Source organism: Alcaligenes parafaecalis (genome assembly GCF_026344135.1).
Lineage (GTDB): Bacteria > Pseudomonadota > Gammaproteobacteria > Burkholderiales > Burkholderiaceae_B > Alcaligenes > Alcaligenes parafaecalis.
The window spans coordinates 50284-73526 of the sequence record NZ_JAPKNA010000005.1 but is presented as its reverse complement, the minus strand read 5'-3'; the positions used below and the strand labels follow the sequence as shown (position 1 = coordinate 73526).

Genomic DNA, 23243 nt, shown 5'->3' with positions numbered 1-23243 from the left:
GCCAACAAAGAATGAAAAAGTAGTCGGCGCTATGGAAGCTCCCAGAGCAAATCCATTAGACTATGCGCATGAATACGTCCGCGCCTCTGTATGTTCGTACAGATTCCTCCGGCCAGCTCCAATTGCTAGGCGATTGGTCCTTGCGTCACTATGAAGCGCTGCAAAGCAATTTGCGCTCGATTAGTGACAAGCAGGGCGCTTGGTCTTTGGATTTCAGCGAACTGAAGTCCCTGGATACCACGGGCGCTCAAGTCTTGTGCGAATGGCTAGGCGCCGAACGAGTACAAACGGCCCTGGATAGCGCCCAAGGTCTATCCAAAGAGCGCCATCAGTTATTGCAAACCGTCGCCAAAGCAATGAGCCGGATGGAGCAGGAGCATCTGAAGACGGCTCGTTGGGGAATTACGGATTTGTTCGAGCGTGTGGGCCTGGCAATGGTTCACATCACGCGCAATGTGCGTGAGCTCTTGGGTTTCATCGGCCTGACGCTGGAAACCCTGTTTCTGAATATGCTGCGGCCCAGCCAGTGGCGTGTCACGTCGATTGTGGCACAGCTAGAAGAAACCGCTTTTAACGCCGTGCCTATTGTGGCCTTGCTGACCTTTCTGGTTGGCGCGGTGATTGCCTTTCTGGGGGCGACGGTACTGGCCGATTTTGGTGCCACGATCTATACCGTGAACCTGGTCGGCTTTTCCTTCTTGCGTGAATTTGCCGTGCTGCTGACCGCCATCTTGATGGCAGGTCGCACCGCCAGTGCCTTTACCGCGCAGATTGGCTCCATGAAGGCGAACGAAGAAATCGATGCCTTGCGTGCCCAGGGCCTGAATCCCATGCTGATTCTGGTCATTCCTCGCGTGCTGGCCATGCTCTTGGCCATGCCCATTCTGACCTTTGTCGGCATGGTGGCGGGGATTTTTGGGGGCGGGCTGGTGTGTGCCCTGATTCTGGATATTTCGCCCACCATGTTCATCAATATCTTCAATCAGGATATTGATTTGCGGCACTTTGTCTTGGGCATGTCCAAAGCCCCTATCTTTGCCTTTCTGATTGCTGTGATTGGCTGCCAGGAAGGTTTTAAAGTCACGGGTAGCGCGCAGTCTGTGGGCGAACACACGACCTCTGCGGTCGTGCAGTCCATCTTTATTGTGATTCTGATTGACGCGCTCGCAGCCTTGTTCTTCATGGAGATGGGATGGTAGAGACAGCCGCTCGTCCCATTATTCAGGTTCGCGACCTGGACAACCGCTTTGGCGATCACGTCGTGCACGAGCATCTGGATATGGATGTGTATCCCGGTGAAATCGTCGGCGTGGTGGGTGGCTCCGGCACGGGCAAATCCGTGCTGCTGCGCTCCATTCTGGGTCTGCGCCCACCGACGGGCGGCACAGTACGTATCTTTGATCAGGAAATTGGCTCCTTGTCGCCTGAAGCACGTTCGCGGCTGGAACGCCGTCTGGGTGTGTTGTTTCAGCAAGGGGCTCTGTTCTCTTCGCTGACGGTGGTGGAGAACATTGCCATGCCCTTGATCGAGCACATCGGCCTGTCCCGTGCTGCGGCCGAACACATCGCCGCCATGAAAATGTCTTTGGCAGGCTTGCCCTCCAATGCGGCCACCAAATACCCGGCTGAATTGTCCGGCGGCATGATCAAGCGTGCCGCCTTGGCACGTGCCCTGGCACTAGACCCGGAAATTCTCTTTCTGGATGAGCCCACTGCCGGTCTGGACCCGGTGGGTGCGGGCGATTTTGACCAGCTTATTTTGACCTTGCGCGATGCGCTGGGGTTGACCGTGTTTTTGGTCACACACGATCTGGATACGCTCTACACCATTTGTGATCGGGTGGCCGTGCTGGCGGAAAAGCGCGTGCTGGTCAACGACACATTGGCGCGTGTGGAGCAAGTTGATAACGACTGGATTCGGGAATACTTCCACGGTCCACGGGGACGGGCCGCCCAACAGGCCCAAAACCGTCGTCAGGAGCATTGTTAATGGAACCGCGTGCCCATCATGTATTGATCGGGGTCTTTACCTTGGTAGTGGCTGTGGCTGCTGTCCTGTTCTCGCTTTGGCTGGCCAAGGCAGGGCAGGATGCCGAGACCCGCGATTACGATATTGTCTTTCTGGAAGGTGTGCGGGGCCTGTCTCGTGGCAGCGCCGTGCAATACAACGGTTTGCGCGTCGGTGAAGTGCGCCAGCTACGCCTGGACCCGAACGACTTGCAGCGTGTGCGTGCGCAAGTGTCGATTCAGGCTTCCATCCCTATTCATGAAGACACGCAAGCTCGTCTGGCACTGGCCGGTATCACCGGTCAGTCCGTCATTGAACTGAGCGGTGGCACCCCCAACAGCCCTTTGCTGGAAGCCACGGGCGATGGTTTGCCCATGATTGTGGCTTCGCCCTCTCCGCTGGCCCAGCTTATGGCCGGTGGCGAGGAAATGATGACGCAAATCACCAAGTTGCTGGATAACGCCAATGCCTTCCTGTCGGCCGAGAACTCAAAATCCTTGTCGGCCAGCCTGCAAAAACTGGAAACCTTGATGGGCCAGCTCTCAACAGCGGGTGAAGGCGTGCCAAGCCTGGTGAAGGAGCTGTCTCAGGCCAGCCAGCAGGCCACAACGCTGCTGTCGTCCACACAAGGTCTGGTAGACCGACAAGGGACGCAGGCCATGAATGCGATTCAGAAATCCATGGAGGATTTCAGCCGTGCCACTCAAAGCCTGAGCAAGCTGTTGGAACAGAATTCGGCGGCGATTGGCCGCGGTGCTCAGGGTCTGACCGAGATCGAGCCTGCCTTGCGTGAATTGCGCCAGGTGCTGGCGGGTTTCCGGGCGGTGACCTCTCGTCTGGAAGATAATCCGGCAGGCTACCTCTTGGGTCGCGACAAATTACAGGAGTTCACACCATGATGCCCACGCTTGTGCGTCGTTTGCTGCAGGTATCGGTCCTGGGCCTGGCCGCCTTGTCCACCGCCTGCTCGGTTCTGCCCAAAGCTGAATCCCTGACTTATTACCAGCTTCCCGCTGTGGCACTGACAGCTCAGCAAGCTCCGGCTTCTCACAAGAACCTGATCATTCAGGTAAACCGGCCCCATGCCGAGCGCCTGCTGGCCAGCTCCCGTATCACCGTCCTGCCCCAAGGCAATGAGCTAAGCGCCTATCAAGGCGTACGTTGGGGCGATGATGTGCCTGCCTTGCTGCGTAACCGTTTGGCCGATGGCTTGCGTGACGCAGGCCAGTTCCGGGCCGTTGTGCTGGATAGTGAGTCCGTCATCAGTGATCTGGAGCTAAGCGGTACGCTGGGTGCATTCCAGGTGGAGTATGTCCAGGGAGCGCCACGCGTACGCATTCAGCTAGATGCTTTGGTACGTAACCAGCGCTCTGGCGAATTGCTTCAAACGCATCGTTTTCTGGTGCAGCAGGATGTAGTGGGCACAGCCGTGCCGCAGGTGGTTGAGGCATTTGGACAGGCGACGGACACCTTGTCCTTGCAGGTCAGCCAATGGTTAGCTTCTTTAACGGTTCAGACCAAGGCTCCTTGATGACATGTACGAGTCTCGTGATCAGCCCTTGATAACGGGTTGGCAATTTGCCAAGCGCCTTTTGGTGCATGCCTTTATTGGCATTGTTTTTGTGGCCTTTTCGCTGATGCTGGGAGCATTGGGCCATATGTGGTTTGAAGAGAACGTGCATTGGCACGATGCGGCGCTCAATGCCGCCATGATGGTGGGTGGACTAGGCCCGATGGCCTTGCCTGAGACCTGGGCAGGCAAAGTATTTTTTGCCATTTACGGGGCCTATGTGAGCCTGGTACTGGCGGCCACTTTCGGGTTGATTATTGCGCCAGTGCTGCATCGGATTTTGCATACCTTCCATTTGGAAGATTAAGCAGAAGACAACCCACCCTTCACGCTAAGCTTTCGGCTTGCTGCCTCCCGAGGGGAGCCAAGCCTTGGGGTGGCCCGGCGGCAAAAAAGGCGCTGTGTTTTGAGCAGTTCAAAAAGATGGGATCGCCCTCTTTTGAAGAAACTGCCTAAAACACAGCGCTTTTTCTATTGCTTGGCTATGAATCAGCCTTGTACCCGTTCCTGTTCCAGCCTGGCGATCAAAGCGGGTAATTCATCCATGCGGCGGAAGGTGTCACGCACCCCCAGGCTGCGTAATTCCTCTTCCTTGTCCGGAACCGGGCAGTAGCCCAGGACGGTTGCGCCTGCAGCCAGACCGGCGGTAGCGCCCGTGACGCTGTCTTCCACCACCAGACACTGTGTGGGATCAACGCCTAGTCCTTGAGCGGCGGCCAGATACACGTCCGGGTAAGGCTTGTTGCGTGGCGTTTCAGCCCCGCTATAAATATGGGTGCCGAAATAGTCCAGCAGGCCGGTTTGCCCTAACTGCAGTACCAGCTTGGCCCGGTCCGCACCGGATGCGCAGGCAATCATGCCGGGCTTGTCACGCAAGATCGCATCCAGCGTGTCCTGAATACCGGGAATGGCCATGACTTCATTGCTCAGCGCATGGTTGCGGCGCATGCGAAAGGCCATCACCCATTCCATATCCAGATCTTTACCCGTCATCTTGCGCACGGTAGGCAGCTCGTCGGGCAGAGCCTTGCCAATGAACCAGTCATAGCACTGCTCGTACGTCATGACCCAGCCTTCCTCTTGCAACATGTCCCGCAGTACACGAACCGTGATTGGTTCGCTGTCTACCAGCACACCGTCACAATCAAACAGCACAGCGGAAAATGTCATGGGTAATACCTTTTAAGCCAACAAAACTTGAAGTCTGTGATGATACAGCAGGCAGCCCAAAGGCAGGATTGATGAAGGATGATGGCGCCAGACCCTCTGGCCCCTTAGCTTGCTTAGTGAAAACCCCGACTCATAAATAATTGATTATTGATATATTTATATCTAAACTAAAATTTCATAATAAATCTTTCTGCGGAAGTTCCGTCATGGTGCATAAAACAACTCGGGTGGTGGCTGCGGCCTTGCTGGCATTGGGAATGGCTGGCGCACAGGCAGCGGAAGTAACGCTGAAAGCGGTATCTGTCTTTACGATGGACACCTTCTTTACCAAGCGATTCAAGCAGTTCGTTGACAAGGTCAACAGTGAAGGCAAGGGTCTGGTTCAGATCAATGTGATTGGTGGTCCAGAAGCGATCCCTCCTTTTGAAGTCGGTAATGCCCTGCGTTCCGGCGTGATTGATTTCGCCAATACTACAGCCGTATTCCACGCCAATCTGGTGCCTGAAGCACTGGCTTTGACGCTGACCGAAAAACCCATGAGCGAGCTGCGCCAGAACGGTGGCTACGAGCTGATGGACAAGATTCACCGCGAGAAAGCCAACATCACCTGGCTGGCCCGCACGACGGATGGCTTGCAGTACCACATCTACACCAACAAACCCGTGACCTCGGCAGACCTGTCGGGCTTCAAGCTGCGCGGCGTGCCGGTGTACCTGTCTTTCTTCCGCGAAATTGGCGCAACACCTTTGCAGATCCCACCGGGTGAGGTCTACACAGCGCTGGAGCGTGGCGTGGTGGACGGCTATGGCTGGCCATCGGTGGGCGTGATGGAAATGGGCTGGCATGAAAAGACCAAATACCGTGTAGAACCCGGTTTTTACAACGTGGAAGTGGGCTTCTTCATGAACCAGAAGAGCTGGGAAAAACTGGACGAAGACCAGAAAGCCTTCATGCGCAAGCAGATCGAGTGGATGGAGTCGCAGAACGTGACTGAACACCAGATGGCAATTGAGGAAAAAGCCGCTACCGAACAGGCCGGTGTGCAAGCTCTGGTTCTGGAACCCGACGTGGCCCGTGCCTTGCGTACCAAAGCCTACGAATCGGGCTGGGCCGGTATCGACAAATCCAGCCCCAAATACGCCGCGCAACTGCGTGAACTGTTTGGTGGTTACCAGCCTTAAACAAGACTGCTGATTATGTAGTTTGACAGTGGACATTGTGCCCTTGGGGACAGTGTCCACTTTTTGATGATGCCATCCGGGCGGCAATCTGCCCGCCCTTTCAGTGACCTTGATCTGCGGAGAAGACGCGATGTCTGCTGCAACTGCCCCGGAAGGCTTGCCTTCCAACACGACCTGGGGGCGTCCTTACGCCCTTTTAATGAACGCTTGTGGCGCCGTGGCGGCCCTAACCTTCGGGCTGATGAGCCTGCTGGTCTGTGCCGACGTAGTGCTGCGCAACCTGGGCTACGACGCCTTGTCCACCAGCGTGGAAGTAACCGAATACATGCTGATCATCGCCACCTTCGTCGCCGCACCTTGGGTGCTGTACCTGGGCGGCCATATCCGTATCGACGTGCTGTTCAACAACATGCCCATGCCTGTACAGCGCCTGCTGGATCTGGTTTCCAACCTGTTGGGCCTGCTTGTCAGCGCCGTGCTGGCCTGGCAGTGTGCCGTCGTTGCTCTGGACGCTCACGAGCAAGGAGCCATGGTGTTCAAAGCCCTGGTGTTCCCGGAGTGGTGGCTGAATCTGCCTTTGCTGTTTGGTGCATCCATGTTGGCGCTGGAGTTCCTGCGCCGCCTGATTTCCCGTCCCGTTGAGCAAGGAGCCTGAACATGGAATGGCACATGGCATTGATCCTACTGCTGGGATCACTTTTTCTCTTGATGGCTATCGGCACGCCGGTGGTCTTTGCCTTTCTGTCCGTCAACTTGCTGGGTGCCTGGCTGTTTCTGGGCGAAGCGGCAGGTTTGGCACAATGGGCGCGCAACACCACTGCCTCCATCGGCAGTTTTTCCTTAACCCCCATCCCTTTATTTGTCTTGATGGGTGAGGTGCTTTTTCATACCGGATTGGCCTTCAAAGCCATCGACTCCATCGAACGCATGATCTCGCGCGTACCGGGCAAACTGTCTATCGTCAGTATCCTGGGCGGCACCACCTTCGCCACCCTGTCCGGTTCCTCGATTGCCAACACAGCCATGATGGGCGGCGTGATGCTGCCAGAAATGTTGCGTCGCGGCTATCACCCCACCATGGCCATGGGTCCCATTATGGCGGTAGGCGGTATCGCCATGCTGATCCCGCCTTCGGCTCTGGCCGTCATGCTGGGTAGCCTGGCGGGTATCTCCATCGAACGACTGTTGATCGGCGGCATCCTGCCTGGAGTGTTGATGGCAGCAGGCTTCCTGGCTTACGTGGTGGTACGCAGCCGTCTGCGTCCCCAAGATGCCCCCATGAGCGACGAAGACCCCGCGACCCGTCTGAAAGGCTGGGCCTTGTGGAAACCCTTCGTGTTCAACGTCGTGCCACTGCTGGGTATCTTCATTGCGGTTGTCGGCTCGATGCTGGCGGGCTGGGCATCGCCCACCGAATCGGCCGCAATTGGCGTCGTAGCCTCGGTACTGGCAACCATCGCCTACCGAGCCCTGACCCTGAAAGCCCTGTGGAAGAGCCTGATCGAAACCGCCAAAGTGTCGGTCGTGATCCTGTTCATCCTGGCCGCCTCCACCACCTTCGCACAACTGCTCAGCTTCTCCGGAGCCAGCGCAGGCTTTCTTGGCATGATCAAAGACTACAACCTGTCGCCCTTCGTGCTGGTGATCTGCATGCTGTTGGTGTTGCTGGTCATGGGTATGGTGCTGGACCAGATCTCCATGATGATGATCGCCTTGCCCTTCTTCATGCCTCTGGCGCTGGCTGCAGGCGTGGACACAGTCTGGTTGGGCGTGATGATCTTGATCGCGCTGGAAATCGGTCTGCTGACCCCACCGTTTGGCCTGCTGCTGATCGTGATGCAAAGCGTGGCCCCCCCGTCCATCCGCTTGCCCCACATCTACCGCGCAGCCGTGCCCTTCCTGGTGATCGAAGTCGGCGTACTAGCCTTGGTCCTGTTCATCCCCTGGATTGCCGTAGGCTTGCCAGGACTGATCGGCTAAGACAGAGCAGTCAGCCTGACAGCGGGACAACAAGCATGTTGTCCCGCGAAGAAAGCCACAATCTGGAACAGGCTTTCAAACAAAAAACCTCAGTTCGGCAGATGCCAAACTGAGGTTTTTTCATGCCTGATAGCGTTGATCATTTTTTGCCGCATATTTATGTGCAGCAAAGTGATTCATGAGGGAGTGGCACCTAAGAACTTGAACAATCTTTCTGCCCGTCGCTGAGATCGATTTTGAAGGCGAGTAGGATGCAGCTTGCATGCGTACCGACAGCGTTCAAGTCGGTTTTTAAGGCTTAAACGTGTCAGCCCTGCGCCTGTAACTTGCGTGTAGTAAAGCGTGCTCAGACATTGGCAAATACGGGCTTGGCACAGTGTTTGCCTACTCCCATCTTTCTCAACAATCCCTTTCATCAAGCAGCTCTACGATCAAACATCTCGTTAAGAACACGACGTCGGAGCATTCAAACCCCAATCAACAACTGTCCGATAAAAGAAGCTGTGAGCTGATCAAGGGGCCGTAGCGGCGTTCGGGCGGATCAGGTGACTTGCCGCAGGCAGATAATTGCGTAGGGGTGCAAGCACCTTGCTGTTTGAGTCCGACGTTTGTGGTTTGTCCGGGGGACAAACCACCGGACGAGTTCAAGGTGCGCCCGTAGCGATTATCTGACCAGGGCACCGGTGCGCAGCACCGGCAAGTTGCCAGCCCCAACGCCGCTACGGCCCCTTAATCAGCGTCTTATAGCTACCTTCTTTATCGCGTCGAACAGTGGCTTACTCCAAGCCTTGAGCCATCCCTACCTTTACATGCCTGGATATTTAAACCTAAGCCCAGAAAGCTAGGCCATTCCAAAGAAAGCCGCTGAGACAGTGCTTTTACCCACGCACAAGATCCGCATAAATCCCGCCATCCCGCAGAACCAAAGCGACGCCATCCCCACGCTGCACGGCCTCATCCAGCACACGGGCAATCAACACCGGCCCCGCATCGCTGGCCACCGCCGCCAGCATATAGACCCCCGCTTCCTCGCCAGACAAGGCACTACGCGTCAGTTCAGTGACCACACCAGACGCACACACCTCAGCCTCAAACCCATCCCCATGGCACTTCGGACACAAGAACCGCACCGGGAACATACGATGATCACACTGCACGCAACGAAACACAGACGGACCCATCACAAGGCCTCCAAAACAAGCGCCGTCGAGCACATGCCATAGCGATACTCCACCATGCCGTAACCCGTGACCAAACCATAACGAGCCTGCGCCACCTGACGCTCTCCCGCCTGACCGCTCAACTGATGGATCACCTCCACCAAGCCATGCAAGCTGCATGCCGCCCCAGCCTGCCCGGCCGATAACTGCCCGCCAGACGTATTCAAAGGCAAACGCCCCGTCGCAATCGACTCGTGAATAAACCGCTTGGCCCCGTCTGCATCAAAAAAGCCCAAATCCTGCAACTGCGCCAAAACCATGACCGGATAATCGTCATAAATACTGACCACATCCATCTGTGCAGGACTTAAGCCCGAGTCCGCCCACAAAGCCGGGGCCAAAGCCGCCAGACCCGTGCTCAAACCATCGCCTTGCTGATCATCAATATTGTGAAAACTGCGTAAAGCCTTCACCGTAATTGCAGGCTGATTCTTTGCTGCCGGATGATCCTCGCGCATCACAATCAAGGCATTGGCCCCATCCACCACCGGCACACAATCCAGCCGAGTCAGTGGGTCTGCTACTTGAGGCGCATTCAAATAATCATCCAGGCTCATAGGGCTTTGATACGCCGCCCCAGGATTCATGCTGGCCCACAAGCGCTGCCGCATCACCAGCGCGGCATAATCCTCCCGCTCCAAACCCAGCGTGCGCATTTGATTCGCCGTCAGCATGGCAAAGCGATGATTCGGACTGCCCGCGCCCAAAGGCCGCAAATGATCGTAAGTCGTCTGGTTATAGTTCTCGACCAGTTGCTGGAAATCCTTGGCCTGAAAATGATCGCCCGCCACAATCGCAATACAGCGGGCATCCCCTGCCTGAACCGCGCGGATCGCGTGTTGCAGGATATTCAGACCGCTGGCACCGCCATTGCTGTCATCCATAATCCAGCCCACCTTCAAGCCCAGCTTCCAGGCCAGGTCAATCGCCCGATCAGGCGCGTGGGTAAACGAGGCCACCCCCAGACCATCAATATCGCTGGCCTGCAAACCGGCGGCGGCCAAGGACTGTTTGAAAGCCTGAGCCAGCAGCTCGGAGGTGCTGAGCTGACCGCGCCGGGTATAGGTGACTTCAGTGGCCCCTAGAAGGCGCACCGTATCCAGATTGAAACTAGGCGTCATATCGAATTCCTGTGGCAGCGATCAGCGGCGAACCTGATAGCCCGCTTTTTCTCTATCCCAGGTGTCGGGGCCAATGCCACGATCACGCAGGGCAAACTTTTGAATCTTGCCATTTTCCGTGGTGGGCAAGACCTCAGCAAACTCAACAAAGCGCGGCACCGCAAAGTAAGGCAGGCGGCGTTCGCAGTGTTGCAGTAGTTCTTCGCAACTGACCGTGCAATCAGGGCGCAGCACAATCATGGCCATGACCTCGTCCTCGGCCAGCTCGGATTTGGCGGCATAGACTGCGACTGTGTGAACCGCAGGATGGCTGGCCAAAGCCTGTTCGACTTCATACGAAGAAATGTTTTCACCACGACGGCGAATCATGTCTTTCAGACGGTCCACAAAGCGGTAGTAGCCATCGGCATCGCGCACGACGCGGTCGCCCGTGTGGAACCACAGATTCTTCCAGGTCTCGACCGTCTTGTCGGGCTGACCGTAGTAACCCAGCGCAAAAGCATAGGGCTGATCGGCACGCAGCAGCAGCTCGCCCACTTCACCGTCTGGCAGCGGGTTGTCGTTCTCGTCTACAACCAGCGCTTCAAAACCTTCAGACACGCGTCCCATATAGCCATTGCGCTGTTCCTGAATGCCACGGCCCATCACATAGTTGGTTTCGGTAGAGCCAAAGCCATCCAGCAGATGCATATGGCAGCGCTCCAGAAACTGGCTGTGAAACTGCTCCGGCACACCTGGGCCCAGTGCAATACGGGTCTTGTGCAGCTTCTCTGCCGCTGTCTCGGGCTTGGACAGCAAAATAGGCACCATGGCACCCAGCAGATAGGTAATCGTCGCGCCGGTTTCGCACAGATTGTCGAAGAACCGGCTGGCCGAAAAACGCTTGTCCACTACCATGCAGGCGTCGCTGACCAGGGCCTGGAAAAAGGTGTTCAAGGCATTGGTGTGGAACATTGGCAGGCAGGTGTACAGCACATCATCGGGCTTCATGCCCAGCTTGCTGGCGGTGTAGATGCCCCACCAGTAAAACTGGGCGTGCGGGCACTGAACCCCTTTGGAGGGACCAGACGTACCGGAGGTGTACAAAATGGCCAAGGTGTCACCGGGGCCGATATCAGCAGGCTCGCAGTAATCGCCCAAAGGAGGCAGATCGCATGTGGCCACAGCCAGCGTTTGTGCCGCTTCCTGGCCTTGAATCAGCCAGGCTTGCTGGACGGCAGTCGCACTGAGGTCTACATCGGCCAACAAGGGCGTCAAATCCGTTTCCACCACCAGCAGGCTAGCCTGGCTATTACTCAAAATGTGCTGCAACTGCGCACCGCGTGAAGCGGTATTGATAGGCACCACAATCGCGCCCAACCAGCCACAACCCAGCACCATATCCAGGAATTCGTGGCGATTGGTACACAGCAGGGCAACACGGTCGCCACGCTTGATACCGGCACGGCTCAAGCGGCTGGCACTGGCGGCAGCAGCCTGCAAGGTTTGCTGGCCGGTGTAGCTGTTTTGGCGGTCTGAGAACAGCGGAACATCACCCATACGCTCTGCGCGCAGACGCAGCAGGGCAGGCACCGTGCGCTGTGTGGCAGGTATTGAAAACAGCGGCAATTCAGAAGCAGGAATGGAATGGGCGTGCATGATCAATCTGTCTCCCGGCCAACGCGCGATCAAGGCGGCAAGCCGATGTGCATGGGTGAAATTACTAATATCCTGTAAACAGTATACTGCAATATATTATTTTGAAATTCCTGTCCTTCACCGGAAAAACCCGAAGTAGCTGATGCCATCAAGCAGTGGTATTTCGCGCAAACCCAGGGCCGAGGAAGACAGAAAAGGGGGCGCCTGGCAGGCCGGACAGACACGGCAGGCAGGGCGGTTGATCAGGTTCGTAGACAACAGTCGATCAGCAACAAGCAGTTCAGGCTCATGGAACTGAGCCGATTTGCTTCACAATGACTTTGAATAAGCCCATAGGGGCAACGGGGATAGAACAATGAAGGTATGGCTTAAGTTGGCAACGTGTTGTGCGCTGATGTTGGGTGCACAGGCCCATGCTCAAAACAAGAATGTGACGCTGGTTGTGCCTTACCCACCGGGCGGTGCGGCGGACCAGTTGGCGCGTGTGATTTCCCAGGAAATGGGCACTCGCTTTGATCAGAAAGTGATCGTGGAGAACCGTCCAGGTGCCGGTGCCCAGGTCGCCATGAACGTGGTGAAAAACGCTAACCCCGCCTCTTTGGGTACGGTCTTGTTCCTGGCTGATAGCGGTGCTTATTCCTTGAACCGTCACCTCTACCAGCGCCTGAATTACGACGTTGCTACTGACCTGATCCCCATGACGCTGGCCGCCAAAGCGCCCGTGTTCCTGCTGGTCAATAAAGACAGCCCCTTCAAAACCGTGCAGGACCTGGTGGCTGCAGGCCAGAAGCAAGAACTGACATACGGTTCGCCCGGCATGGGAACTGGCACTCATCTGCTGGGTGAAATGCTGCGCAAAGAAACCGGTGCCCGCCTGGTGCACGTGCCTTACAAGGGTGCGGGCCCAGCGTTGATCGACGCCGTCAGCGGCCAGATCGACTTCATTTTTGATGTGCTGACAGGTAGCCGTGGCTTCCTGGAAGATGGCCGCCTGCGTGCGATTGCCGCTGCTACGACAGAGCGCAGCCCTCTGCGTCCAGACGTTCCAACCATTGCCGAAGCCGGTATTCCGAATGTGGCTTTCACGATCTGGTGGGGTTTTTCGGCCAAAGCCGGTACGCCTGATGAAGACGTAGCGCGTTTGACCGAGCAGTTGACCGCTGTGCTGAAAGAAGAGTCCGTCATCAAGAAGTTCGTGGACTTCGGTATTCAGATCGAGCCTTCTACTCCCAAAGAGTTTGCCGATCTGATCGAGCACGATGCACAGGCAATGGGGCCGACGATCAAGGCCTTGGACATCACGCTGGACTAAGTCGTGATGGCTTGAAGGAAAAGGGCGCTGCGGCGCCCTTTTTTATTAACCTATGAAGCCAGGAGTGACGCCATTTAGACGGATGGTGTGTCTAGCAATGGGGTGATTCGTGGTCTGTCATCAACAGCAGCTAGGCCAGCAACTCTGCCTGCTTGATGCAATACGCCGAGCCGCAAATAATCAGGTTTTCAAGAATCAACTGCGCTGCCTGTTTCTCCTGGCGCTCGCTAAAAGCGGTGCATATCGCCTTGGCGCGTTGCATGGTTTCCAGACGGAATTGGGCATCTTGCAAACAGGCTGTGCGCGCCTGATCAGCTCTGTCGTGCAGGCGTTCCATGGTGTCCACCAGTTGCTTGTTGGGCACCATGCTGATCCAGGCGCTACGAAAGGCCCAGTTCGCCTGAATATTGTCGATAGGGTCGCCTTGTTGGTGAGTCGCCTCAATCCGGCTCAAGGCTTGTTCCAGTGCCAATATGCCCACCTTGCTTTGATTGGCGCAGGCCAGTTGTGCCGCAGGAGGTTCCAGCAGGGCACGCACTGCGTAAATATCTTCAATCTCTTGTGGCGTATACACCCGCAGCACAAAGCCGCGCGACGTACCGTCCAGCACCCCTTCATTTTTTAGCTGCATGAGTGCTTCGCGTACGGGCATGCGGGAGACATTCAGGCTGGCTGCAATTTCGTTGTCGACAAGACGGACATCAAAACCGATTTTTCCCAGGGCAATGTCCTGGCGCAGCATGCCATAGACTTGTTCACGGATATTGGGTTCGCGTTTTTTGTAGGGGTTGGCAGCCATAAGCTCATCCGGCGTCTGGCGCACGGCAAAAGACTCAAAGGGCTATAGGATACCAAGTAAGCGCAGGGGGCTGAGGCGTTTTCTGTCAGGCCAAGTTGCAGGATAATGGGGTGTTTTCAGACCAGCACGCACCAGGAGGGTCAGTCGATGCGGTGGCGGCATGTAGAAATTTTTGATGCGATTTGCCGTGGCGGCTCTCTGACGCAGGCTGCGCAGTTGCTGCATATCTCACAGCCTGCCGCCAGCAAAATGCTGGCAACGGCAGAAATGCAGCTAGGCTTTCGGCTGTTTGATCGCGTGCGTGGCCGTCTGATCCCCACCCGCGAGGCCAGCATTCTGGCCCCTTACGTTGCGCGTCTGCATCAGAATCTGGATGACGTCAGCCGCTTGGCGCGCAATCTGCGCTCCCATCACGAGGGTTTATGGCGTATTGGCAGCAGCCCGGCCTTTGGTCTGGAGCTACTGCCCGTGGCCTTGAGCCGCTGCCGTCAGGCTCACCCGGCCATGAGTTTCGAGCTGCGTACCCATCACAGTGGGGAGTTGCTGCAAGCCCTGGAAACGCGCGATCTGGACATGGTGATGAGCTTTGATCAGGGCGAGTCGTCCGGTGTGCAGCAGCAGGTTCTGGCTCATACCGAACTGGTCCATGTGACTTTGCCGGGTGTTGCTCCTTTGCGCCATTGGGAAGAGATGGCCGAGCGTGCTTTCATCGCTTTAGATGCCGACGATCCTGTGGGTGCGATGGTGGAGGACCTGCTGCAGCGCTATGTCCCCGATGTGGCTCCCTTCATGCGGGTTCAGACTCATTACGTAGCCTGTGGCCTGGTGCTGCAGCGGGTAGGCGAGGCTTTGGTGGATCTGGTCACCGCCCGCGCCATGCAAGGCCGAGGCCTTGTTATCCATCGCTTGCCAGAACCTTTGCCTATCCCCGTCAGCATTTTGACGGCTCATGATGACGCCGGTTCCGGCTCCCGTGAACGTGTGCTGGATCACATCCGGCAGGCCCTGCTGGAATGTCGTTTTCCGGATTAGGCAGAAAGCCAAAACCATAACCCTGGGTTATGGAGTGCGCCAACTATTCATTGGCGCTGTGACCTTGCCCCCAAGACAATAGAGTCCAGTTATTGGGGGTATTTCCATGCATGTATGTATTATCGGCGCCGGTGTCATTGGTATGAGCACCGCGTTCATGTTGCGCCAGAAAGGGGTGAAGGTCACGGTACTGGAGGCCGGTTCGCAAGTGGCCGGGCAGACCAGCTTTGCCAATGGCGGACAGCTCAGCTACAGCTATGTGGCCCCCCTGGCCGATCCTGGCGTGTTCAAGGATTTGCCACGCTGGTTATTGAATAAAGACTCGCCACTGCGCTTCAAACCGGCACTTAGCCCACAGCAATGGCGCTGGCTGCTGCATTTTTTGAAAGCCTGCCGGGGCGATGTGGTGCGTCGCACCACGGCCCAGATGCTGACCTTGTCTTACTTGAGCCGAGACATCCTGCACGATTGGCAGGAGCGCTTCAATCTGGAATTTGCGCATCAGACCAATGGCAAGCTGATTGCTTTCCGCAGCCCTGGCCCTTTCCAGCATGCGCGTGAGCAGGCGCAGTTGCAGGCTGATATGGGCTCTTCGCAGCAAGTGTTGGAAGCGGCTCAGGTATTGGAGCTGGAGCCTTCTTTGCAAGCCTTGGGTTCGCGCCTGCAAGGGGCGATCTACACCCCCAGCGAGGAAGCGGGGGATGCCTATCTGTTTTCGATGGCCCTGCATGAGCGCATGCAAAACGACAGCGATTATCAACTGAAGTTGAGCACGCCCGTGCAGCGCTTTGTGGTGGAAGGGCGTGATATTCGAGCCGTGCAAACGCCAGAAGGCGAGATCCAGGCAGATCAGTTTGTGGTGGCCAGCGGTATGGGTACGGTGCCTTTGCTGCGTCAATTAGGTGGCCGTCCGCTGATCTATCCTTTGAAAGGCTATAGCCTGAGCCTGCCCTTGGAAGGCCTGAACCAGGCTGTACCCGCTATCAGCGTTACCGATTACGAGCAGCGCATTGTGTACGCCCGTTTGGGTGAAGTCTTGCGTATGGCAGCGATGGTGGATATTGGTTTTGATGGTCTGGATATTCCTGCTGCCCGTATGGCGACCTTGAAGCAGCAGGTCAAGGATCTGTTCCCTGGCTTGCCGCTGGAACAGGCGCAGACCTGGGCTGGCTTGCGCCCAGCGACTCCGTCAGGCAAACCCGTGGTGGGCGCCAGCAAGCTGGCAGGCCGCTTGTGGGTGAATGCAGGTCATGGTGCTTTGGGCTTTACCTTGGCTTGCGGAAGTGCGGCGATTCTGGCGGCGCATCTGACGGGTGAGGCTTCGCCCATTGATGATGCACCGTTCCGTCCTTAAACCCGCCCATTTTTTTATTTTTTAAGTAGTTTTCTAGACTGTCGCCCGCAAAACCGGCGTGGCTTTGAAGCACGCCGTCAGCAACAGGGACAGACCATAGATGGCGACAGCAAGAACCGGAATCGACCAAAGTGCGTTGAAATCCAGCGCGGTGAACAGATAGCGGTACATCAGGTCGATCAGCCAGGGGTGGATCAAATACACCCCCAAGGTCAGCTCCGCCAGATGGGCACTGATACGTGGGTTGATCAAAGGCTGGTTCCAGTCGCGCAGTAGCAGGATTAGCGCGATGGACATGGGAATGACGGTGATGCTCAGGTAATCATAAAAGTACGCACCCGTTTGCCTATCGTGCGTCATGGCCAGCGCATAAAAGCCCCAGGCCGTTGCAGCAATACTGCTCAACAGCACGGTGATAGTCAGCCAGCGAGGCACAGTCACCGGCACTTTGCGCAGCAGATAACCCAGCAAGAAGTAGGGTAGATAGGACAGGAACCAGGTAAAGAAAGGTGCGGAGTGGGTGTTCAGGTCCGGGTTGCTCAGCGTGCTCAGGGCAGACAGCACAAAAGCCGCCCCGGTTAATGCCGCTAACTGCCGCAGATTGGTGTTCTGTACCATGCGCCGCAAAAAGGGCGTGAACAGGTACAGGAACACAATCATGTACAGAAACCACAGGTGAAAGTAGGGCCGCCCTTGCAGCAGGCGTTCCAGATAGGGGTAGGGGTCCGCCTCCGGTGTCCACCAGTGCTGCTTGAAGGCTGTCCAGCCTAGATAGAAAGCGGTCCAGAACAATAGCGGTAACAAGACCCGTGCCGCGCGTTTTCGATAAAACAGCTTCATGCCTTCCTGCGGGCGGGGCTCTAACAACAACGCGCCACTCACCATCACAAACACGGGGACACACCAGCGAGTGGCAGCATCGTAGAGATTGCCACTCCACCAATTGGCGGTGCCCAGTTCGGCATTCAGGACGGCGTAGGCGGCGATATGCAGGCAGACGACAGAAAAAATCGCCACAATCCGTGCATTGCTAATCCAGTTCATGACAAGCCATAAAAATCAGAGACCTCCCCATGCTAACGAGCAGACGTTTCTGATTTGTCCCCCAAATACGGGATTTCGCGTCCAGTTTTGACGGGATGTGACGATGAGGGGAGGCGTTTCCTGATGGGCCGGGGTAGATCAAGTCATCCCATCTCCTTTCGAGCCTAGCCTCAAAAGGGTGTATAAATTACCAGCGTTATACGGTTAAATAGCAGGCTTAGCCAGACAGACCATTCGGGGCATTCCTGACATGGCGGAGCTGGGCAGGAGTACGGTGGATGCAGTTGGACTTGACGGGAATGGATGTGCTGATTGCCTTGGTCGCCTTGGCGCTGGGCTTGCTGCTCGGGCTGTGGCTGCGAGCGCGCATGAGTGCACCTATCGAGCAGGCACTGCAGGATCGCTGCGCCCGTCTGGAGCAGGAGCTGGCCCAGGCTCAGGAGCAAACGCTGGACGCCCAGGAACGTGCCGTGGAGCTGGATAAAGAACTGATACGTCGAGAGGCCCAGTTGCAGGCCCAGCAGATGCGTAATCAGGCCATACAAGAAGACTTGGAGCACAGCCGGGAGCAAATGCGCCTGCAGTTCGAGTCCTTGGCCCAGCAGATTCTGGAGGCCAAAGGGCAAACACTACGCCAGGATAGTCAGCGCACTCTGGATGAAATGCTGCGACCTTTCCGCGAGCAGTTGGCCGGTTTTCAGCTACGTGTGAATCAGGTGCATGATGAGTCGGTCAAGGGTCAGACGGCCTTGGGCCTGGAGCTGCAACGCATGCAGGAAATGGGTCTGCGCATGAGTGCCGAGGCCCATTCTTTGGCGGTCGCGTTGAAAGGCGATAAAAAGACCACCGGTAATTGGGGCGAGACCCAGTTGGAAAAAACTTTGGAAGTTGCTGGACTGGTGCGTGGGGTGCATTTCGATACCCAATGGCAGGCCCGTGACGAGCAGGGCCGCCTGCGCTACCCTGACTTCGTGGTGCACCTGCCGCAGGACAAGCACCTGGTGCTGGACTGCAAAGTATCGCTAGTGGATTACGACCGGGCGATTCGTGCGGAGACCGAGGAAGAGCGCCAGCAAAGCCTGCAGGCCCATGTGCAAGCGCTACGCAATCATATTGATGATCTGGCCTCCAAGGACTACAGCGCCTTGTCGGGTCTGAACAGCCCTGGTTTTGTGTTCATGTACGTGCCTATCGAAGCGGCTTATATGCAGGCGCTGCAACAGCATCACGGTTTGTTTGACTACGGCCTGGGCAAGAACGTCCTGATGGTCTCACACACGACCTTGCTGCCTATTTTGCGTACCGTGGCCAATATCTGGATGATGGTGCGCAGTAACGAGCAGGCGCACGAGCTCAGTCAGCGGGCGGGGGATATCTATAACCAGGTATCCATTCTGGCGGAGCGCCTGAAAAAGCTTGGTGAAACCTTGGGGCAGGCAGGCAAGCACTACAACAGTACAGTGACAGCGCTGGCCGGGCAGCAGGGCCTGTATGGCAAGGTCAGCCGCTTTGCCGAGCTATCAGCGCGTGCCAAACGTACGCAGCCGGGAATCGAGCCTCTGCATACGGATATAGAGCACGAGCGGCTGGATTGGGTGTTGCCGGAGGATGAGGGGCCTGGCCAAAACAAGGAAGCTGATACCTGATGGTGTTCAGACCAGTTGCCGACAAATTTTACATAGGCGATGCTGGAGCTTACTGCGGCTCCACCGGCCCGCAGTCTTGTTGAATCACTTCCAGCCACTGTTCCACCAATTGAGGCGCACAGAACAGATAGCCTTGCAGGGCGTGGCAGCCACGGCGTAGCAAGAACTCTTTTTGTTGCTCGTTTTCCACGCCTTCCGCCACCACATGCAGTCCCAATTGTCGGGCCATCGCCAGGACGGTGCGCACAATGGCATTGGCTTCCTGTTCCATAGGCACGCCCAGGATCAGGCTGCGGTCCATTTTCAACTCGTACAGGGGCAAGCGGCGGATGGCCGCCAGGTTGGAGTAGCCCGTGCCGAAGTCGTCCATGGAAAAGCGGATACCCACGTCTTTCAGCTCGCGCATCATGCTGTTGGCGGAGGCAAAGTCCTCCATCAGCACCCCTTCGGTAATTTCAAAGATCAAGCGGTGGGCGGGTGCGCCGCTGCTTTCCAGAATCTGACGCGTGCGGCGGGCAAAGTCGGGGCGGCGGAACTGAATCGGGCTGACATTGATGGAGATCGGGAAGTTGCACTGCTGGGTTTGCAGCAGCAAATCACAGACCGAGGCCATGATCCAGTCGCCCAGCGGGGTGATCAGATCCGTGCTTTCTGCCAGCGGAATGAACAGATTGGGTGTCAGCATGCCGCGAGTAGGGTGTAGCCAGCGCAGCAGCACTTCGGCCCCGCAAATGCGGTTTTGCTTGTCGTATTGAGACTGTACGAACAGGCGCAATTGATCTGAGCCAATCGCAAAACGCAGGTCATGCTGCAGGTTCAGATGCTCCTCGACCGCCTCTTGCATGCCGGGCTCGTACAAGGTGATCTGGTTGCGGCCGTTTTCCTTGGAGCGATACATGGCCGTGTCGGCCTGCCGCATCAGGTCTTCCGAGGTCAGCGTGCTGTCGGTAATCAGGGCCAGACCAATACTGCTACTGCTCAGATAGGAGTGGCCTTCGATGCTGTAGGGCTCTTCCAGGCGCGTGCGCACCAGCTCGGCAAATTCCAGCGCTTCTTTGTAGCAGTCACGCACAGTACCGGGATGCAGAATTTTCAGGATGACGAACTCATCTCCGCCAAGGCGAGCCACAATGTCCTGGGGATCAATAATCAGGGACAGGCGGCGTGCGACTTTACGCAGCAGGGCATCACCGATCGCGTGCCCGCGAGCATCATTAATGTGCTTGAAGCGATCCAGATCCAGGAAGTACAGCGCACCGGGCCGTTTGTACGGCTCTATGGTTTGCAGGTGACGTTCCAGACGTTGCAGCAGCAGGCGGCGGTTGGGCAGTTCGGTTAGCGGGTCGTAGAACGCCAGCCGGTAGTTCTCTGACTGGGTGGCTTTCAGGGCCGAGATATTGGTGGAAATACAGTACAGGCTGGTCTGCCGGGTCTCGGGGTCTTTGACCGGCATTTTGATGGAGAAGAAGGTTGCGCGAATATCGCCTTTGCGGTCGCGTACGACTTCTTCTACGGCCAGTCTCTCGCCGCTATACAGCACTTGCTCGTCGTTGTGACGAAACTCGTTGATGGTCTGCTTGTTGGCGTACAAGTCCTGATCAGTTTTACCCACGATACTGGCCGTGGTGTAGTTCAGGTCCTCGCACAGTTTGCGGTTGGCGTATTGATAACGAAACTGATCGTCCTTGATGTAGACGTACGCATCAATGGCATCCAGCACCGTGTGCAGATGGTGCTCGGTGCGGACCAGTTTCTTGCGCTGACGGCGCAGGCCGATTCGCATCAGGGTGACGGTTAGCAGGGCAATCGTCAGCAAGACACCCAGCGTCAGTAGAGCGGGGATAATCCAGGGCTTGGTCGGTGTTTCGATCAGGCGCAGACCCCACTGATTCAGCGTTTCCGTGTAAAACGGGTCGTTATTGTCTTGCCACTGCTTGATGTGGCTATCAATGGCGGCCAGCAGATCCAGGTGTCGATCCTTGGCGGTCACAAAGTAGGTGTTGGTCGGCTCCAGCCGGATGGGGGCGGTTTTCAGACCGCGTTCGCCCGCATGGCGTACCCCAAATAAATGGCCGACGACGGCGGCATCCGCCTGTTTGTTCTGCACCAGTTTCAGTGCGCTGTATTGGGAGTCGGTAATAACCAGCTTGGACCCCAGCTCCAGTTTCTGCAAAATATTGTAGAGCTGGGTTAATTGCAGCGTTCCGCTCATGACGGCAATTCGTTTGCCATTCAAGTCATTGAGTGCGCCGATATGGGTGGTTTTACCCGTGAAGATCTGTGACCAGTCTTCCAGCACAGCGCGGCTGTGAAAACTGTACAGAGCGGCTCGTTCAGGCGAATAAGCCAGGCCTGGCACGATATCCAGCAGATCATTTTGCAGAGCGTTCAGGCATTGTTGCCAATCGCACTGTACGGCTTCCAGGGTCCAGCCTTCACGCTTGGCAATTTCCAGCAAGAGTTCGCCCATAATGCCACCGGGGCGGGCCTGGCTGTCCAGCAGAAGTTTGGGCGGATTTTCGTAAATTCCGACGCGCACAATATGCTGTTGGGAGTGCGGTGCAGCATGGGCAAAGGGTGTCAGAAACCCCAGGACGGCCAGCATGCCTAGCATGTGCGTTGCCCTGCGCAGCGATAGAGTAAGAAGGCGGGGCAAATTCATAGGGTAGAGGCTGCACAAAGCAGGTAATCGGGGGCGGGTGCGGTCATGCAACAATGATGTGACTAATTTAACTGAATATCGAGATGTGGGGCGGATGCTGCCACATTTCGGGCACAAATAGCAGGGAGCAGGTTAATGGCGGATTGTGAAACGGTAGAGGTGTGTGTTAAGGGGCGGGTGCAAGGGGTCGGGTTTCGATCCAGTGCCCTGCGTCACGCTCATTTGTATGGCGTCAGAGGTTGGGTCAGCAATGCGGCGGATGGTTCGGTAGAACTGCTGTTGCAGGGCAGCGCGGATGCCATAGACAGTATGGTGAGCTGGTTGTATATCGGCCCCGAGCAGGCGGTGGTTGAGCACGTGGATATACAGCGCTCTTATACCGACAAGCGGTATGATTTTTTTGAGATTCGCTAGCAAGCGCGAGCGGCGATCTCAGCGTTGATTGGGCCCGCCCCGAAAAGAAATAATTATAGTTATTAGCGGGCAAACCCTAGGAAAACATTTGTTTTTTTTGACGCTCTCCAGATTAACATGCGTTTTATTGTGTTGATGTGTGAGTAGGACGACAAATGGAGCCCTTGTTGCGTTTGCAGCGTATCTTGCCTGGTCTGACGCCCGAGTTGCGTCGTGCTGCTCAATGGGTGGAGCGCCACCCGGTTGAAGTCAGCCTGTGGTCCATGCGCAAACAGGCGCAGGAGTTGTCCGTTGCTCCGGCCACGATGCTTCGTCTGGCCAAGGCGGCGGGCTACGAAAGCTATGACTGCTTTCGTGAGCCGTTTCAGCAGGCATTGCATCGCAATGGCGGCACGATGGCAGCGCGGGCCCAGAATTTGCAAGGCAACCGGGCTTCAGAGCAACAAATACGGGACCTGGGGGAGCAACAGGAGATGGCCCTGGAGTCTGTCTTGAGGCTTAATCCCGTCAGATCGCTAGACGCCTGTGCCCAGGCGATTCTGGGTGCTTCCAAAGTGGGTTTCATGGGTTTGGGAGTGAGCTTTGCCTGTGCGTTCCAGATGCATTATGCGTATCAATTGATACGCGGTAACGGCGTTCTGCTGAACCGGGCTGTGGACTTGTTTCTGGAGCTGGAGGCTGGCCTGGACAGCGGGGGGGTGCTGATTGTGATCAGCCAGGCTCCGTATGTGAAAACAGTGGTCAATAGTGTGCAGCAGGCGGTGCAGCGTGGCATTACCGTGGTCGCCATAACGGACAGTGTGCTGTCTCCGGTGGCGCAGGGCGCCGAGCATGTCTTGTTGTTTGATGCGCAGACCAGCGAGCAGCCAGCGGCCAGTTTTTTTCATTCTCTAGTGGGCACCGTCACGGTTGCCGAGCATTTATTGGCACGAATTGCCACCTTGGGCGGCAAGGCAGTGGTGCAGCGCCTGGCGCAATTGGAGTCCTCATTTCGAAGTCAGGGAGTTTATTGGCAACAGGACGAGGCGGTTGGCTCCGCTTCGTCTACGTAAAGAAACCGGTCGTACCGGCTATACAAACAGGGGAGACCCC

The 23243-nt window shown here is 56.6% G+C and carries 21 protein-coding genes; 14 read left to right on the top strand and 7 right to left on the bottom strand.

The genetic code is table 11. The features are described 5' to 3' along the window. Nucleotides 1-62: 62 nt before the first annotated feature. From OSH09_RS15205 to OSH09_RS15185, 5 genes are read left to right on the top strand one after another with little or no spacing between them, the layout of a single operon-like run. Nucleotides 63-1199 (top strand): ABC transporter permease, encoded by a 1137-nt coding sequence (locus tag OSH09_RS15205; protein ID WP_207872867.1) that lies wholly within the window; start codon nucleotides 63-65, stop codon nucleotides 1197-1199. Continuing rightward, a complete protein-coding gene (locus OSH09_RS15200; RefSeq protein WP_207872868.1) occupies nucleotides 1193-1990 on the top strand; it encodes an ABC transporter ATP-binding protein in 798 nt (265 codons plus the stop codon). The genes OSH09_RS15205 and OSH09_RS15200 overlap by 7 nt, the downstream gene beginning before the upstream one ends. After that, on the top strand, nucleotides 1990-2907 hold the full coding sequence (locus OSH09_RS15195) for an MlaD family protein (RefSeq protein ID WP_266121461.1): 918 nt from the start codon (nucleotides 1990-1992) through the stop codon (nucleotides 2905-2907). The genes OSH09_RS15200 and OSH09_RS15195 overlap by 1 nt, the downstream gene beginning before the upstream one ends. After that, on the top strand, nucleotides 2904-3539 hold the full coding sequence (locus tag OSH09_RS15190) for an ABC-type transport auxiliary lipoprotein family protein (RefSeq protein ID WP_266121460.1): 636 nt from the start codon (nucleotides 2904-2906) through the stop codon (nucleotides 3537-3539). The genes OSH09_RS15195 and OSH09_RS15190 overlap by 4 nt, the downstream gene beginning before the upstream one ends. Before the next feature lie 4 nt (nucleotides 3540-3543). Further along, on the top strand, nucleotides 3544-3885 hold the full coding sequence (locus OSH09_RS15185) for a hypothetical protein (RefSeq protein WP_207872871.1): 342 nt from the start codon (nucleotides 3544-3546) through the stop codon (nucleotides 3883-3885). A 182-nt stretch (nucleotides 3886-4067) separates the two neighbouring features. Here the strand turns inward: OSH09_RS15185 and OSH09_RS15180 are convergent, their stop codons facing one another. Beyond that, nucleotides 4068-4748 (bottom strand): HAD family hydrolase, encoded by a 681-nt coding sequence (locus OSH09_RS15180; RefSeq protein ID WP_266121459.1) that lies wholly within the window; start codon nucleotides 4746-4748, stop codon nucleotides 4068-4070. Nucleotides 4749-4954: 206 nt separating this feature from the next. On the opposite strand from OSH09_RS15180, the gene dctP reads away from it, so the two are divergent. The 3 genes from dctP (at nucleotide 4955) to OSH09_RS15165 (ending at nucleotide 7909) form a co-directional block, all read left to right on the top strand. After that, the gene (gene dctP / locus OSH09_RS15175; RefSeq protein ID WP_266121458.1) at nucleotides 4955-5929 is read left to right on the top strand and encodes a TRAP transporter substrate-binding protein DctP; all 975 of its coding nucleotides are present in this window, start codon (nucleotides 4955-4957) and stop codon (nucleotides 5927-5929) included. Nucleotides 5930-6059: 130 nt separating this feature from the next. Beyond that, a complete protein-coding gene (locus OSH09_RS15170; protein WP_266121457.1) occupies nucleotides 6060-6584 on the top strand; it encodes a TRAP transporter small permease in 525 nt (174 codons plus the stop codon). Nucleotides 6585-6598: 14 nt separating this feature from the next. Next, nucleotides 6599-7909 (top strand): TRAP transporter large permease, encoded by a 1311-nt coding sequence (locus OSH09_RS15165; RefSeq protein ID WP_266121456.1) that lies wholly within the window; start codon nucleotides 6599-6601, stop codon nucleotides 7907-7909. Nucleotides 7910-8787: 878 nt separating this feature from the next. On the opposite strand, the gene OSH09_RS15160 is transcribed toward OSH09_RS15165, so the two are convergent. The 3 genes from OSH09_RS15160 to OSH09_RS15150 form a co-directional block, all read right to left on the bottom strand. Continuing rightward, a complete protein-coding gene (locus OSH09_RS15160) occupies nucleotides 8788-8976 on the bottom strand; it encodes a hypothetical protein (RefSeq protein WP_266121455.1) in 189 nt (62 codons plus the stop codon). Between the two features lie 113 nt (nucleotides 8977-9089). Continuing rightward, entirely contained in the window at nucleotides 9090-10250 is a 1161-nt protein-coding gene (locus OSH09_RS15155) for a thiolase family protein (protein WP_266121454.1), read from the bottom strand. Between the two features lie 21 nt (nucleotides 10251-10271). After that, nucleotides 10272-11888 (bottom strand): ATP-dependent acyl-CoA ligase, encoded by a 1617-nt coding sequence (locus OSH09_RS15150; protein WP_266121453.1) that lies wholly within the window; start codon nucleotides 11886-11888, stop codon nucleotides 10272-10274. Nucleotides 11889-12243: 355 nt separating this feature from the next. Between OSH09_RS15150 and OSH09_RS15145 the strand changes: the two genes are divergently transcribed. Next, nucleotides 12244-13200, top strand: coding sequence for a Bug family tripartite tricarboxylate transporter substrate binding protein (locus OSH09_RS15145; protein ID WP_207872880.1), 957 nt, complete (start codon nucleotides 12244-12246; stop codon nucleotides 13198-13200). Between the two features lie 130 nt (nucleotides 13201-13330). Here the strand turns inward: OSH09_RS15145 and OSH09_RS15140 are convergent, their stop codons facing one another. Continuing rightward, complete coding sequence (locus OSH09_RS15140; protein WP_266121452.1) at nucleotides 13331-13999, bottom strand: GntR family transcriptional regulator; 669 nt, start codon at nucleotides 13997-13999, stop codon at nucleotides 13331-13333. A gap of 147 nt (nucleotides 14000-14146) precedes the next feature. Here OSH09_RS15140 and OSH09_RS15135 point away from each other — a divergent pair, with 147 nt between their 5' ends. Further along, nucleotides 14147-15031, top strand: a complete 885-nt coding sequence (locus tag OSH09_RS15135) for a LysR family transcriptional regulator (RefSeq protein WP_207872884.1) — start codon at nucleotides 14147-14149, stop codon at nucleotides 15029-15031. Between the two features lie 106 nt (nucleotides 15032-15137). Further along, nucleotides 15138-16385, top strand: a complete 1248-nt coding sequence (locus OSH09_RS15130; RefSeq protein WP_266121451.1) for a D-amino acid dehydrogenase — start codon at nucleotides 15138-15140, stop codon at nucleotides 16383-16385. Between the two features lie 33 nt (nucleotides 16386-16418). Here OSH09_RS15130 and OSH09_RS15125 read toward each other — a convergent pair whose 3' ends face one another. After that, complete coding sequence (locus tag OSH09_RS15125; protein ID WP_207872888.1) at nucleotides 16419-17429, bottom strand: acyltransferase; 1011 nt, start codon at nucleotides 17427-17429, stop codon at nucleotides 16419-16421. 278 nt (nucleotides 17430-17707) lie between these two features. Here OSH09_RS15125 and rmuC point away from each other — a divergent pair, with 278 nt between their 5' ends. After that, complete coding sequence (gene rmuC, locus OSH09_RS15120; RefSeq protein WP_266121450.1) at nucleotides 17708-19075, top strand: DNA recombination protein RmuC; 1368 nt, start codon at nucleotides 17708-17710, stop codon at nucleotides 19073-19075. Nucleotides 19076-19124: 49 nt separating this feature from the next. Here the strand turns inward: rmuC and OSH09_RS15115 are convergent, their stop codons facing one another. Beyond that, a complete protein-coding gene (locus OSH09_RS15115; protein WP_266121449.1) occupies nucleotides 19125-21689 on the bottom strand; it encodes an EAL domain-containing protein in 2565 nt (854 codons plus the stop codon). A gap of 183 nt (nucleotides 21690-21872) precedes the next feature. Here OSH09_RS15115 and OSH09_RS15110 point away from each other — a divergent pair, with 183 nt between their 5' ends. Both OSH09_RS15110 and OSH09_RS15105 read left to right on the top strand, forming a co-directional pair. Next, nucleotides 21873-22151 (top strand): acylphosphatase, encoded by a 279-nt coding sequence (locus OSH09_RS15110; RefSeq protein WP_207872894.1) that lies wholly within the window; start codon nucleotides 21873-21875, stop codon nucleotides 22149-22151. Between the two features lie 155 nt (nucleotides 22152-22306). Beyond that, nucleotides 22307-23203 carry a MurR/RpiR family transcriptional regulator gene (locus OSH09_RS15105; protein ID WP_266121448.1) on the top strand — a complete coding sequence of 299 codons (897 nt, stop codon included), beginning with the start codon at nucleotides 22307-22309 and terminating at the stop codon, nucleotides 23201-23203. Nucleotides 23204-23243: the final 40 nt, after the last annotated feature.

What these genes read in the sequence shown, in the direction of transcription:
- OSH09_RS15180 (WP_266121459.1), bottom strand. Translation starts at nt 4,748, where the DNA reads ATGACATTTTCCGCTGTGCTGTTTGATTGTGACGGTGTGCTGGTAGAC.
- OSH09_RS15205 (WP_207872867.1), top strand. Translation starts at nt 63, where the DNA reads ATGCGCATGAATACGTCCGCGCCTCTGTATGTTCGTACAGATTCCTCC.
- OSH09_RS15190 (WP_266121460.1), top strand. Translation starts at nt 2,904, where the DNA reads ATGATGCCCACGCTTGTGCGTCGTTTGCTGCAGGTATCGGTCCTGGGC.
- OSH09_RS15200 (WP_207872868.1), top strand. Translation starts at nt 1,193, where the DNA reads ATGGTAGAGACAGCCGCTCGTCCCATTATTCAGGTTCGCGACCTGGAC.
- OSH09_RS15105 (WP_266121448.1), top strand. Translation starts at nt 22,307, where the DNA reads ATGGAGCCCTTGTTGCGTTTGCAGCGTATCTTGCCTGGTCTGACGCCC.
- OSH09_RS15125 (WP_207872888.1), bottom strand. Translation starts at nt 17,429, where the DNA reads ATGAACTGGATTAGCAATGCACGGATTGTGGCGATTTTTTCTGTCGTC.
- OSH09_RS15165 (WP_266121456.1), top strand. Translation starts at nt 6,599, where the DNA reads ATGGCATTGATCCTACTGCTGGGATCACTTTTTCTCTTGATGGCTATC.
- OSH09_RS15170 (WP_266121457.1), top strand. Translation starts at nt 6,060, where the DNA reads ATGTCTGCTGCAACTGCCCCGGAAGGCTTGCCTTCCAACACGACCTGG.
- OSH09_RS15140 (WP_266121452.1), bottom strand. Translation starts at nt 13,999, where the DNA reads ATGGCTGCCAACCCCTACAAAAAACGCGAACCCAATATCCGTGAACAA.
- OSH09_RS15150 (WP_266121453.1), bottom strand. Translation starts at nt 11,888, where the DNA reads ATGCACGCCCATTCCATTCCTGCTTCTGAATTGCCGCTGTTTTCAATA.
- dctP (WP_266121458.1), top strand. Translation starts at nt 4,955, where the DNA reads ATGGTGCATAAAACAACTCGGGTGGTGGCTGCGGCCTTGCTGGCATTG.
- OSH09_RS15135 (WP_207872884.1), top strand. Translation starts at nt 14,147, where the DNA reads ATGCGGTGGCGGCATGTAGAAATTTTTGATGCGATTTGCCGTGGCGGC.
- OSH09_RS15130 (WP_266121451.1), top strand. Translation starts at nt 15,138, where the DNA reads ATGCATGTATGTATTATCGGCGCCGGTGTCATTGGTATGAGCACCGCG.
- OSH09_RS15155 (WP_266121454.1), bottom strand. Translation starts at nt 10,250, where the DNA reads ATGACGCCTAGTTTCAATCTGGATACGGTGCGCCTTCTAGGGGCCACT.
- OSH09_RS15195 (WP_266121461.1), top strand. Translation starts at nt 1,990, where the DNA reads ATGGAACCGCGTGCCCATCATGTATTGATCGGGGTCTTTACCTTGGTA.
- rmuC (WP_266121450.1), top strand. Translation starts at nt 17,708, where the DNA reads ATGCAGTTGGACTTGACGGGAATGGATGTGCTGATTGCCTTGGTCGCC.
- OSH09_RS15115 (WP_266121449.1), bottom strand. Translation starts at nt 21,689, where the DNA reads ATGCTAGGCATGCTGGCCGTCCTGGGGTTTCTGACACCCTTTGCCCAT.
- OSH09_RS15110 (WP_207872894.1), top strand. Translation starts at nt 21,873, where the DNA reads ATGGCGGATTGTGAAACGGTAGAGGTGTGTGTTAAGGGGCGGGTGCAA.
- OSH09_RS15145 (WP_207872880.1), top strand. Translation starts at nt 12,244, where the DNA reads ATGAAGGTATGGCTTAAGTTGGCAACGTGTTGTGCGCTGATGTTGGGT.
- OSH09_RS15185 (WP_207872871.1), top strand. Translation starts at nt 3,544, where the DNA reads ATGTACGAGTCTCGTGATCAGCCCTTGATAACGGGTTGGCAATTTGCC.